Annotated in this window: 9 protein-coding genes; 1 reads left to right on the forward strand and 8 read right to left on the reverse strand. The window is 55.3% G+C overall.

From position 1 onward, the window contains the following. Positions 1-234: 234 nt before the first annotated feature. On the forward strand, positions 235-1,803 hold the full coding sequence (locus RTN40_RS09860; protein ID WP_312228296.1) for a methyl-accepting chemotaxis protein: 1,569 nt from the start codon (positions 235-237) through the stop codon (positions 1,801-1,803). 232 nt (positions 1,804-2,035) lie between these two features. Here RTN40_RS09860 and RTN40_RS09865 read toward each other — a convergent pair whose 3' ends face one another. From RTN40_RS09865 to sad, 8 genes are all read right to left on the reverse strand, one after another. After that, positions 2,036-2,950 (reverse strand): bestrophin family protein, encoded by a 915-nt coding sequence (locus RTN40_RS09865; RefSeq protein ID WP_312228297.1) that lies wholly within the window; start codon positions 2,948-2,950, stop codon positions 2,036-2,038. A gap of 225 nt (positions 2,951-3,175) precedes the next feature. Continuing rightward, the gene (locus RTN40_RS09870; RefSeq protein ID WP_312228298.1) at positions 3,176-4,627 is read right to left on the reverse strand and encodes a tagaturonate reductase; all 1,452 of its coding nucleotides are present in this window, start codon (positions 4,625-4,627) and stop codon (positions 3,176-3,178) included. 179 nt (positions 4,628-4,806) lie between these two features. Next, a complete protein-coding gene (locus tag RTN40_RS09875; RefSeq protein ID WP_312228299.1) occupies positions 4,807-5,778 on the reverse strand; it encodes a sensor domain-containing diguanylate cyclase in 972 nt (323 codons plus the stop codon). A gap of 54 nt (positions 5,779-5,832) precedes the next feature. Further along, positions 5,833-6,825, reverse strand: a complete 993-nt coding sequence (locus RTN40_RS09880; RefSeq protein WP_312228604.1) for a diguanylate cyclase — start codon at positions 6,823-6,825, stop codon at positions 5,833-5,835. Positions 6,826-7,009: 184 nt separating this feature from the next. Then, entirely contained in the window at positions 7,010-8,470 is a 1,461-nt protein-coding gene (locus RTN40_RS09885; RefSeq protein ID WP_312228300.1) for a diguanylate cyclase, read from the reverse strand. 43 nt (positions 8,471-8,513) lie between these two features. Further along, positions 8,514-9,440 (reverse strand): glutaminase B, encoded by a 927-nt coding sequence (glsB, locus tag RTN40_RS09890; protein WP_312228301.1) that lies wholly within the window; start codon positions 9,438-9,440, stop codon positions 8,514-8,516. Between the two features lie 63 nt (positions 9,441-9,503). After that, positions 9,504-11,093: a methyl-accepting chemotaxis protein gene (locus tag RTN40_RS09895; protein ID WP_312228302.1), complete on the reverse strand. Its 1,590-nt coding sequence runs from the start codon at positions 11,091-11,093 to the stop codon at positions 9,504-9,506. A 128-nt stretch (positions 11,094-11,221) separates the two neighbouring features. Then, positions 11,222-12,610, reverse strand: coding sequence for a succinate-semialdehyde dehydrogenase (sad, locus tag RTN40_RS09900; protein ID WP_312228303.1), 1,389 nt, complete (start codon positions 12,608-12,610; stop codon positions 11,222-11,224). Between the last annotated feature and the right edge of the window lie 87 nt (positions 12,611-12,697).

The following is a 12,697-nucleotide window of genomic DNA, read 5'->3' on the forward strand; positions in this document are numbered from 1 at the left end:
TTTACTTCAGTAAAGCACAGAACAATGTGATTTAAGATCAAATTAAGACGGATGCCCTATTGCAAACTGTTTACGTTACTTCAACACCCCATTAATAACGCTGCAAAAGAAAATTAAAAAACCATTTCAAATCAGATAAAACATTCTCTTATGTGATACAGATCAACTATTTAGATCAATACTTTCCCGACAGCTGCCGTTATTAGTCATACCTTTCTTTTTTAAGTCTTCACTATGAAAAAATTCGCGCAGTCTACGGTTTTAACCAAACTCTTAACCGGCTTCTCTATTCTTATCGCCATGATGCTGCTGCTGGGCGTCGTCGCTATCTATCAGCTCAGCATCAGTGACCAGCACATTGATAAATATCGTGAAAACCGCCTGCCCGGCGTGCGTTATTCGCTGGAGATGCGCGGTGTGCTTTCCGAAATGCGCCTGCAGCAGATCCAATACATCAATTCGCCAACTATGCAGGAGCGTGAGAAACACCGTCTGGAGCTGTTGCAGAACCAGGATATTTTCCTCAATGCGCAGAAACACTACGCCGCTATTGCCGGTGATCTGCCGAAAGAGATGCAAGAACTTTTCGGCCAGGTAGTGGAAAACTTTACTCACTTTGTTGACGTTAACGGCAAAGTCATCGACGCGGTAAACGATGAGCGGCTTGGTGAGGCAGCCAAAATCAGTGGTGCAGTCTCCGCGAAATACCGCACCCAGCTGATGAAAGATCTCGCTACGCTGGTGGATATGGAAGTGGCCATCGGGGACCGTGCGGGTGAGGCCTCTGCCCGGGGATATCAGCAGGCGTTATACCTGCTCTCTGGCCTGCTGGTGCTGGCGCTGGTTGCAACCGGGATCATTGCCCTGCTTATTTCACGCAATCTTGCCCGCCAGCTGGGGGGCGAGCCGGCGTATGCGGTGAATATTATGCAGCAAATTGCCGCTGGTAAACTGCATACCGACATTGCGCTCAACGCCAACGACCATAACAGCCTGCTGGCCACCATCAAGTTTATGAACGGCAGGCTGGCCGAGATCATTACCGGCATTATTCACGGCAGCGAGTCTATTTCTCTGGCGGCCAATGAAATTGCGATGGGTAATAGCGATCTCTCCCAGCGTACCGAAGAGCAGGCTGCCTCGCTGGTACAGACCTCTGCCAATATGCAGCAGATCACGGAGAACGTGAAGAGCAATGCCGATAATGCGCATAAGGCCAGCGAGCTGGCACGCCAGACCTCGCAAACGGCGGTGAAAGGCGGTAAAGAGGTACACGATATGCTCAAGCGGATGCACGAAATTTCCGACAGCTCGCAAAAAATAGTCGATATCATTGCCGTGATTGAAGGTATCGCCTTCCAGACTAATATTCTGGCGCTAAATGCGGCGGTGGAAGCAGCACGTGCCGGGGAGCAGGGTAAAGGCTTTGCCGTCGTTGCGGGAGAAGTGCGTAACCTGGCGCAGAAAAGCGCTGATGCAGCGAAAGAGATCAAAACGTTGATCGACGGTACGGTGGATAAAATTACCGAAGGGTCCCGCTACGCCGATACCGCCAGCCGGGCAATGGAGGAGATTGTTAGCTCGGTAAATAAAGTGACCGCTATCGTGGCAGATATCTCCACCGCCTCCAACGAGCAGCACCAGGGTATCCGGGAAATCAGCGTCGCTATTGAGCAAATGGATCAGGTTACCCAGCAGAATGCGGCCCTGGTAGAACAGGCTGCGGTTGCGGCGAACTCAATGACCGAGCAGAGCGAACATCTGCGCGACTCAGTGCGATTCTTTCAGCTACGTGTGAGTTAACGGCTTCGGATCCCTCACCCTCAGGGGCGACAGGCCCCTGAGTTGACTCTGGTTTGCAGCAGGCCGTCGTTACGAATAGGGGTTACGGAAGCTCGCTCACAAACGAGAGATCGTAGGCGGTTGCAAACAGCGCAACGCAGGCAATCAGCACAACAACCATTTGAATTACTCTTTCCATCGGGTTTCCCTCCTGGCGGTTTAACCAGCCTGTAACGGGCGCATCCGGCTTGCGTTACGTTAGCTGGTAATACTTATCAGGCAGCATCTTCGCGGGCACAACGTTTTCATCATTCATCTGCAGCAGATCTATCTCAAGCGCGTTACAGATGGCATCCAGCGGCAAATCGTTATCTTCCACGCCAAACGGATCTTCAAGCTCTTCGGCTAGGGTATCGAGAGCTATAAAAGTATAGGAGATAAGTACTGAGACGAAAGGCGTCATGTAGTGCAAATCTACAACCAGCGCAAAGGGCAGCATAATACAGAACATGTAGACCGTGCGGTGCAAAATGAGCGAATAGGCAAAAGGCACCGGCGTGAAGGCGATACGTTCACAGCCGGAGAGCACCGCTGAAATGTCATTCAGCCGGTTGTTCATGCTGTGGTAGAGAATATCAGACAGCCCGTTCGGCCCGCGCTGGGCGGCCAGCCACTCGCCCATCATTAACAGAAGCTGGTTTGCCGGCGAATGGGCTTTCATTACCCGGTTCAGTTCACTCACTGAGAGATAGTTAGCCAGCGTCCCCTCCAGCGGTTTACGCCGCAGGGTCAGGCGCAGGCAGTGAGCGAAGGCAATCAGCAGCAGCACAAAGTGATGACGCCCTTCCCCCGCCGGCAGCGTCGTTTTGACCTCCCGCAGCAGCGATCGAGAGGCAATCATTAGCTGTCCCCACAGCACCCGCGCTTCGGTATAGCGGCTGTAGCAGGCGTTATTACGAAAGCCCAGGAAGATAGCGACGGCGATACCCAGGATGCTAAAGGGCGCTACGGTAAGCTTAAAGCCCAGCGAGCTATACCAGGGCAGCATTAAAATCACGGCTACCGAGAGGATAAAGTTAAGCAGCAGACGGGAGTAGATTTTGGGTAACACTGAGCCATGCCAGACGAAGATACGCGCAAGCCAGTGCTGATGAGGACGAACAATCATGGTTATATTCAGGCATAAAGGAGAGTCGCGATTATTAAACGTGATCGCCCTCACGGTTGCAAGTTTGCTGCAAAAATGTAGTGGAAATTTATAGCTGCTTGACGAATCAGGTGCAGATGCTGAAGTTGTATAATTTAAACGAATATATGTATGTTGTAACTATTTATGGCTCAAATGAAAGCCGGGCAAGCGCAGCGCTGCCCGGCTTTTACATAGACATACCCCTTAGCAGAGCGGCTTGACGGCCTCGCGCATGCCTTGCAGCAGAATGGCATCGAGATCCAGGGAGACCTGCTCTACCAGGCCGCTCACCTGGGTCAGATCCTGCTCCCAGTGGTCGCTAACGGAAAGCACGGCTTTTACCAGCTCACTGGTGCTAATCTGCCGATCGCGATGCTGGCTCCACAGCTGCTGGAAGCGTTCGATCCAGTGGGCATCGTCCTGTACCGGGAAGGTTTCGCCGTTACGCTCGCCACGATAAAACGCAATCAGAGCGGCAAGTGCAAAGGTCAGACGCGCCGGCAGCTTACCGTTGGCCTTCTGCCCTGCCAGCAGCTGCGGCAGGATACGGGTGCGGAATTTGGTCATGCCGTTGAGAGCGATGGAGAGCAGCTGATGCTTGATGTAGGGGTTGCGGAAACGCCCCGTTACGGCGCTGGCAAAGGACTCCAGCTCATCGCGAGGAAGATCCAGCACCGGGATGATCTCTTCGTAGATCGCTTTCTCAACAAAGGCGCAGATTTCACTGTCGTTCATCGCCTCGCCCACGGTGTCGAGACCCGCCTGGAAGGCCACCGGTACCAGCGCGGTGTGCGCCCCATTGAGGATGGCCACCTTGCGCTCTTTATACGGCTTGATGTCATCAACGATCAGCACGTTAAGTGGATATTTATCAAGGCGCAGCTCGGAAGCCAGCGATTTTGGCCCCTGAATAACAAACAGGTAGAAGTGCTCAGCGGTATCGAGGAAACCGTCGTGGTAACCCAGTTCGGCTTCGATTTTTGCCACTTCGTCACGCGGGTAGCCCGTTACAATGCGGTCAACCAGGGTTGAGCAGAAGGCATTGGCGTCGTTCAGCCACTGCACGAACGCGGTCGGCAGCGCCCACTCATTGGCATAGCGCAGTACCAGCTCACGCAGGGCGTCGCCGTTGTAATCAATCAGCTCACAAGGAATGATGATCCAGCCTTTGTCTGCCGCGCCGTTGAAGTGGGTATAGCGTTCAAACAGCAGACGGGTCAGCTTCGCCGGATAGCTAACGGCTGGCGCATCTTCAAATTTATCGCCCGCGTGGTAGCTGATGCCTGCCTCGGTAGTGTTCGAGAACACAAAACGGATGTCAGGGTTCTGCGCCAGCTTAAGGAACTCATCGTAGTGGTCATAGACGCTGATCTCACGATTTACCGAGCGGATAAGACGCGCGTCGCTCACCGCTTCGCCCTGCTCGTTGAGGCCGCGAATAATGGTGGTATAGAGGCCGTCCTGCGTGCTCAGGGACGGCGGAAAATCACTTTTAATCGGGCGAACGATAACCACACCGGCGTTAAGATCGGTATGCTCATTAAGCAGATCGATCTGCCAGTCGACAAATGCGCGCAGGAAGTTCCCTTCGCCAAACTGAATGATACGTTCCGGATAGGTGGCACCGGGAAAATCGCGACGGTTTATCGTGTTCACAATGGGTTCCTTTTATGATTAGTCATACAACCTGGGAAGATTGGTCCAATAACTTACCAGACTTTACGACCATGAAACCCTGTTTTGATCAAAATGGGACGCCTTATTCGCGTCAATAAGTGAAACGAATAAAAATTTGTGGAAGGCGTCACATTTCGCTACGGAAGCGCGCTGAGCAACTAGCGGTTTTTCTGCTCGTTTTTCTCTTTCATGGCATACATCTTTTCATCGGCTGACCTAATCCAGCTAGCCATGTCTGGATTGGTATCGTGATCGTACTCGCTTACTCCCCATGAGAAGTTCAGCTGCCAGGGTTTATCGGTAGTCTGATTAAACATCTGGGCCTGCTCAGCCAGATGCTGCATCGCTACCCATGCGCCCTTCTCATCAGTATCCGAAAAGAGAATGGCAAACTCATCACCGCCATAACGGACCAGCAGATCGGCCTCACGAAAGCTTTCACGCAGCAGGGATGCCATGGCCCGCAAGGCGTTGTCGCCCTCTTCATGACCAAAGGTATCGTTGATGTATTTAAACTTATCGAGATCCAGCCATGCCAGTGTTAACGGCTCCGCGCGGCGGCGAGCGCTGGTGATCGCGTATTTACCGAGGTTATAAAAACCGCGCCGGTTGAACAAACCAGTCAGCTCATCGGTGGTAGCTGCACTGATAGCAGCAAATTCATCTTCAACGATGGCGGCAAAATCTTTTAGCACCGAGACGTTGTCCTCGGTAAATCCGCGCGGCTCCGGCGCAATTAGGCAAAACGAGCCTACCGTTGCGCCGTCGGGCAGCCGTAGCGGATAGCCCGCATAGAAACGAATATGCGGTGGGCCAACCACCAGCGGATTATCAAAAAAGCGTTCGTCCTGCTGCGCATCCTCGACCACCAGCGGATGAGTGCTGAGGATGGCATGACCGCAAAAGGAGATATCACGCAGCACCTGTCCATTAGCAATGCCGTCACAGGACTTGAAGTGCAGCATATGGCTGTCAACAAGGCTTATCAGCGCAATGGGCACATCGAACATCCGTTTGGCCAACCGCGTGAGCCTGTCAAAACGTTCATGTGTCCCAGAGTCCAGCAGCCCGGACTCATTTAGCGACGCCAGACGCTGTTGCTCGTTTTCAGGAAGTTGAGGAGTCTTCATACTGGGCCTTTTTCACTAAGTAAAACCTAAGCTTAGCGCATTTAGCCCGTTTGGTCAGTGGGCATAGATCCGGTTCTTGCCCGCACGTTTCGCTCGGTAGAGCGCATCGTCAGCCGCTTTTAACCAGTCGGTGACGGTCTCCATATCTTGAGTAGCGTTGGCAATGCCGATGCTGAGGGTACAGCGAAACGTAGGATCCTGGGCTACCATCATCACGGCAGTGGCATCCATAATGCGCGTGGCAACCACCAGCGCCTCTTCCGGAGAGGTATCCGGGAGTAAAATAACAAACTCGTCACCCCCCAGCCGCGCCGGGGTGTCGGTTTTACGGGTGGCGACGTGCAAAATTTTAGAGACCGTCACCAGCAGCGTATCCCCCACCTTATGGCCGAACCGATCGTTTACCTCCTTGAAGTTATCGATATCGATAAACATCAGGGATGAACAGTGAGCGGACTCGCGTAGCTTTGCAAGCTCATGATTTATGCGCTTCTCCAGCAGGCGGCGGTTGGCAATGTCCAGCAGCGGATCCATCATCGCAATCCGCTCCAGCTCGCGGCTTTTCTGCCGCAGCTTTTTGGCAATGTTGTCCGTTAACACGCTCAGGGCCAGCAGATAGATCGCAATTAGCGGCAGCGTGGCATACAGGGTGCGTTGGGTGACAATGGGATCAAACGGCATGCCCTTTGCCAGCCACGCGGCAGAAAATACCGCCAGCATAGTTGCCCCTGCTTTCCGCACCAGCTCATGGCCGCCCGCTGACAGACGATCGGCAAGAAGAATAGTGGCGATGACCACGGAAGGCAGAGGATTGACTGCCATCATGGCAATCCAGAAGCCTCCCGCCGCTGCGTCAAACACCAGATTATGATGTTCACAGGTTAGCGGCTTTTGTGCCTTACTGGCTCGCAGAAAGGCGATAGTCGGCCAGATGAAAGCGTTTATGGCTAGCAGCAACACAAGCCACACAGGCTCATGATGCTCCAGCAGCACGGAGAGGATCGGGAAGAAGCAGAGTAGCGTCCCGAGCATACGCATCAGATACATCCGTCTTACAAAACGCTTGCCGGTGATCCGTTCACTTATTTTTAGCTTATCCGATCCAGTCATCGCGCAATGTTATCCGATACGTATACTCGGCTATAGTATTGGCGTTAAAAATGGGTAGCAAGCAATTTAATACGTTATTTCAATCAATTCCCAACATACTGGTCAGCAATAAGTGACAGTGTCACGCACTCTCCGGGTTGCCACCGTTTCCCTCGACTGACACCGATTCAGCCAGCGTCTCTTCATCCCGCGCGCTGGTGCGGTTGCGTCCGCCTTTTTTCGACCGGTAGAGATAATCATCCGCCTCAGCCAGCAGTTTGTTAAACCGCTCCGTTAGCTCCCAGGACTGAGCCGTGCCGCTGCTAAGACCAATGCTGACGGTCAAAAAAAGCGTCTGTTGCCGCCAGCGAAACGAATGCGCTTCCACGGCGAGCCGGATGCGTTCTGCCAGCATGAATCCCTGACGGGGATCCTGGGTTGCGGCCACGACGGCAAACTCTTCGCCTCCCATTCGCGCCACAATGCCGCTGTCGCCCACGATCTCCTGTACCTTTTGCGCGAACGTGACCAGCACTCTGTCGCCGCACTCATGCCCAAAGCTGTCGTTGATGGTTTTGAAATAGTCGATGTCCAGCAGCATGATTGACAGGTGTCGCGCCCCGCTATTCCGTTCGCGAGCCAGAGCTTCATACAGGCCGGAGCGGGAATAAACCCGGGTGAGAAAGTCAAAGTCAGCGCGCAGCGAGACCTGTTTCATTAGCGCATTGATGGCATTTACGCTGACGCAGACGATGATCGGGCAGATGGCCATGGTGGCGATCCCTAGCCTCACCGAAAACATCCGCGGCATTTCCAGCGGGCTGGCAACAAAGATGTTGATCGCCCCGTTAGCGACCAGAATAATTTCCAGCGCCCCGGTCAGAAAGGTCAAAAATGCAGTGGTCAGCAGCGAATAGCGTACCGCACACCAGATTAGCGCTGGCAGCGGAAAGAGGAGACTTCCCGCCCCGCCGATCGCCACCGAAGCAGTGAGTGAAACGATCAGGGCTGCAATCGGTAGCAGGTGCTCAACGCGAAACGGCCCAACCCAACGCGGCCACGTCAGGGTGAGTACACAGGGCAAAATCAGCACCCCGGTAGAGAACTGCTCGCTGAACCAGTCAGCAAATAGCGGCCAGAAGGTCAGATTATCAATACCTACCGAGGCAAAGGCACCGACCAGCGCACAGCCCAGCGCCCCTAGCAGGCAGTAGTTGAAAATTCGCAGGGCGCTAACCGGCAGCGTGCGCTTCTCGGGCCGTCGTTTATCTCGCACGATAAGCTGCGCCACGGTGAGAATAAACACCATATTCGACAGGTTAATCACCAGCGAGGTCGCTCCCCAGGTGGTGGTCATCGCGTCGTAGGCCAGCATCGCTATGTAGCAGATGGCATAGTTGTGCAATCGGTTCAGCCACGTATAGCGTGCAAAAATACCGGCCATCACCGCATTCAACGGCCAGAACAGAGAAAGTTCCTCCACCAGCCTGAGCATTGCGCCAATAAAATAGAACAGCGTGGTCAGCAGAAAGATCAGAACCGCGTTACGCCATGGTCTCTCTTTATGGAACGGATGTAACGCGATGTTCAGTTGTGAAAGCATAGGATCCTGTCCCGGCAGATAAGGGTAACGATGCGGCTAATCATCAGTAAACCGAACGCCCCAGCTGATGGCTGAGTGCTTCAAGCATAGCAATACCCGCCAGCGAGTTGCCCGCCTCATCCAGCTCTGGACTCCAGACGCAGATAGCCATCTCATGGGGTACGATCGCCACAATTCCGCCCCCCACGCCGGACTTCGCCGGCAGGCCTACGCGCCAGGCAAACTCTCCTGCGCTCTGATACATGCCGCTGGTAGCCATCAGAGCATTAACCTGTCGCGACTGCAACGGGGAGATGACCGGTCGGGTGAGATGCGATGCGCGCCCCTCGTCCGCCAGAAACAGGAAGGTCTTAGCCAACTCGACGCAGCTCATCTTCAGGGCACAGTAGTGGAAGTAGTTTTGCAGCACCGTCGCCACATCATTATGGAAATTACCAAAGGATTTCATGAGCCAGGCGATAGCCGCATTGCGCGCGGAGTGATCGAACTCGGACCGCGCTACTCTGCTGTCGTAGGTGATATCGCTGACGTCGCTAAGCTGGCGCACCACCTCCAGCATTCGCTGGCGCGGCGCGCTGAGGCGGCTTTGTAGCATATCGCACACGACCAGCGCCCCGGCATTGATAAACGGATTGCGCGGCTTCCCTTGCTCAATCTCAAGCTGGAGCAGCGAGTTGAAGGGATGGCCGGAGGGATCTTTGCCCACGCGCTGCCAGATCTCCTCCTCCCGGTAGTGATCCATCGCCACCACCAGGCTCAGCACCTTTGAGATAGACTGAATGGAGAAGCGTTCATCGGCATCGCCGGCCTGAAAGTGGCGGCCATCGATGGTGCTGACCGCAATCGCCAGCTTATTCGCCTCTACCGACGCCAGCGCCGGAATGTAATCGGCCACCTTCCCCTGGCCTACCAGAGGCCGCACCTGAGTCAGAATAGACTCCAGCATGTCATTATCCATGACCGTCGCCACACAACACTCCTTGCTCACAGGCTTTACAGGGGCTGCGAGTATACCAGAGCCAGGCAGCGAGCGTCAGGCTGGAAGTCGAAAACGCGTGACCGCCTGCATAAGTTGTCGGGAGTTATCGTGCAGCTGCTGTGACGCCTCGGCGGCGGTGCTCACCAGCTCACCGGTGCGGCGGGCGACCTGGTTCAAACCGTGAAGCTGGCGCGTCATCTGATGGATATTTTCGCCCTGGTTTAGCGTCGCCAGGGAGATGTCATTGAGCAGGCCGCTGAGATGCCCCACCAGGCCCGTCACCTGCTGAAGGTTATCTTCCAGCCGGTTCACCGCCTGCGAGCCTGCCTTTATCCCCTGAAGTGAGTGTTGGATAAGAGCCTGAATCGTCTGCGTTGAGTGGCTGCTTTTACGCGCCAGCAGGCCCACCTCTTTTGCCACCACGGCAAAGCCGCGTCCATGGTTGCCCGCATGGGCGGCTTCAATCGCAGCATTAAGGGCCAGAATATTAGTCTGGAACGCGACGTTATCAATTAGCGCCACTATGCCGCGCATCTCATCGGAACGCGTTACAATGGCCCGCATTGACTCATTGACTGTATCCATCATTTTGTCCCCGCCGGCGGCAGCCTGACGGGCCTCCTCGGCGCGCTGGCTGGCAAGCTTTGCATAGCCCGTATTGCCCTCTACGTGGGACTCAAGCTCAGCAATATTCGCCGTTACCTCGTCCAGCTCTTTCGCCTGACGAGCCGACTGTTGATAAAGCTTCTGGTTGCCCTGCGCCAGGCTGTCGATATTGCTCACCATCGAGGCGGTGGCATCGCTAACCTGGGTCACCAGCTGCTGTAGTCCCCGCTGCATAGCCTCAATGCTGATGCTGAGCTGGCCGATCTCCCGGTTAAAACTGGTCACCGGCGGCGGCGCTACGGAGAGGTCTCCTGCGGCCAGAAGGTCGATATGGGTGATCAGCCGTTTGAGGGGAGCGATCACCCAGCGCGACATGCCAAACCAGACGGCGATGGCGATCACCAGCAGCAGTGCCGGTCCCAGAATAAAGAGGTATTGCAGATCCCCCAGGCGGGCCATCAACGTCTGCCTGCCCTCCTCCGCCCGCGCGTCGCTGGCAGCGCGGAAGCGGGCGAACTTATCATTAAAGTCGGACTGGAAAGCCTGAGCCGGTACGGCAAAAAAGGCGTCGATGGACTGGCTGCGGGTCAGGGCATCCGCCTGCTCTTTGATTGCCCCGTAGAAGAGCTGATAGCTGTTAATCAGCCCCTCGTCCTGCGGGGGATTGAGCGCCTGCCACGCCTGCCAGCTTTTTTGCGAGCTTTCCAGCGCCTGCTGGGCCTCATCCATCAGGCTATGCCAGCTTCCTTCCGAGCCGGTAGCCTGATCCTGCATAAAGTAGACCCCTGCACGGTTGAGCAGATCGCTTGCCGCCAGCAGCGCAACACGCGCTTCATCAACCTTTGCCTGTTGCAGGATAGCCTGTTGATTAAGTCGCTCATGGTGCTGAGCATCATGTAGAGAACGGGAGAGGAGAAGAGACGAGGAGATCTGAAGCGCGGAGAACAACCCGATAATGCACAATATCCCGGCCAGCAGGCCAAACTGTCGTGGCTTAGCCAGCCGAAAAACAGACGGAAAAATTTTAGTTAAGTTCATGATATTCTTCTGTAACTCATCTTCGGTAACTACACACTGCGCGTGAGTCTACGAAAGAAAAATGACAGAACCATGACAGCACGGCACCGCTGAATTAACCCCGGTGCCGCGCAGGATAACGCTAGCGATTACAGACGATCTTTCCACACCGTCTGCACGTTGCAGAACTCATGCAGGCCGAAATGTGACAGCTCGCGACCAAAGCCGCTCTTCTTCACGCCCCCAAACGCCACCCGGGCATCACTGGCGCTGTAACCATTGATAAACACGCCGCCGCACTCAAGACGCGCCGCCAGCGCTTTCGCCCGCGCCTCGTCAGCGCTAAAAATCGTTGCGGAGAGACCAAAGTCACTGTCGTTTGCCAGGGATAAAGCGTGCTCAGCATCATCGGCGATGGTAATTGTGGCTACCGGGCCAAACAGCTCCTGACGGAACGCGGTCATCTCCGGCGTCACGCCGGTGAGCACCGTTGCCGGATAGTAATTGCCCTTCCCGCTGATCTTCTCCCCGCCAAGGCGCAGCGTCGCGCCTTCATTCAGGGTGGCCTCAACCTGAGCATGCAGCTCGTCGCGCAGATCGTAACGCGCCATTGGCCCAAGATAGTTCTCTTCAACGTTCGGCGCGCCCAGCTTCAGCTCTGCCGCTGCGGCAATAAATTTTTCAGTAAAGGCTTCTGCTACGCCCGCCTCAACGATAAAGCGCTTCGCCGCGGCACAGACCTGCCCGGTATTCTGATAACGTCCGGCAACCGCCGCCTTAACGGCCAGATCGAGCGAGGCGTCATTAAGCACGATAAAGGGATCGGACCCGCCCAGTTCCAGCACGCATTTTTTCAGTGCCGCACCCGCCTGGGCACCAATTGCCGCCCCGGCACGCACGCTGCCGGTAACGGTCACGGCGGCAATGCGCGGATCGTTAATCGCCTGGCTTACGCCTTCGTTAGTGGCGTTCACCCAGCCAAAGACGCCCGTCGGTAGACCCGCCTCGCGAAAGATATCGCCCAGCAGTTCGGCGCAGCCCAGCACGTTAGGCGCATGCTTCAGTAAGTAGCTGTTGCCCGCCAGCAGGATCGGCACCGCACCACGCAGCACCTGCCAGACCGGGAAGTTCCACGGCATGACTGCCAGGATTGCCCCTAGCGGACGGTACTCAATCACCGCCTGATTATTTTCTACCTGGGTCGGCTCGCTCGCCAGCATGGCCGGACCATGTTCGGCATACCAGTCGCAGAGGTTGGCTGATTTTGCTACCTCAGCCCGAGCCTGCAGAATGGGTTTGCCCATCTCGGCGCTAATCAACTGGGCCATCTCCTCGCCGTGCTGACGCAGAACGGCACCAACGTTACGCAGCGCCTGGGCGCGTTGATCCACGCTCTGCTCGCGCCACTGGCGGAAACCCTGCTGCGCGGCGGCCAGCGCCGTCTCGACCTCTGCCGAGGTCGCCCACGGACGGGCAGAGAGCTGCTCGCCCGTCGCTGGGTTAATAGATAGTGCGTGTGTTTTTGCGGAAATGGACATTATTTATCTCTCTTCTAAATAAGGAACTTGCTTTATCCTGCCCCACTCTGCTATTTCTGAAAACTGAATAATATTAACCCACCTATT

This window comes from Pseudescherichia sp. (genome assembly GCF_031987975.1).
Lineage (GTDB): Bacteria > Pseudomonadota > Gammaproteobacteria > Enterobacterales > Enterobacteriaceae > Pseudescherichia.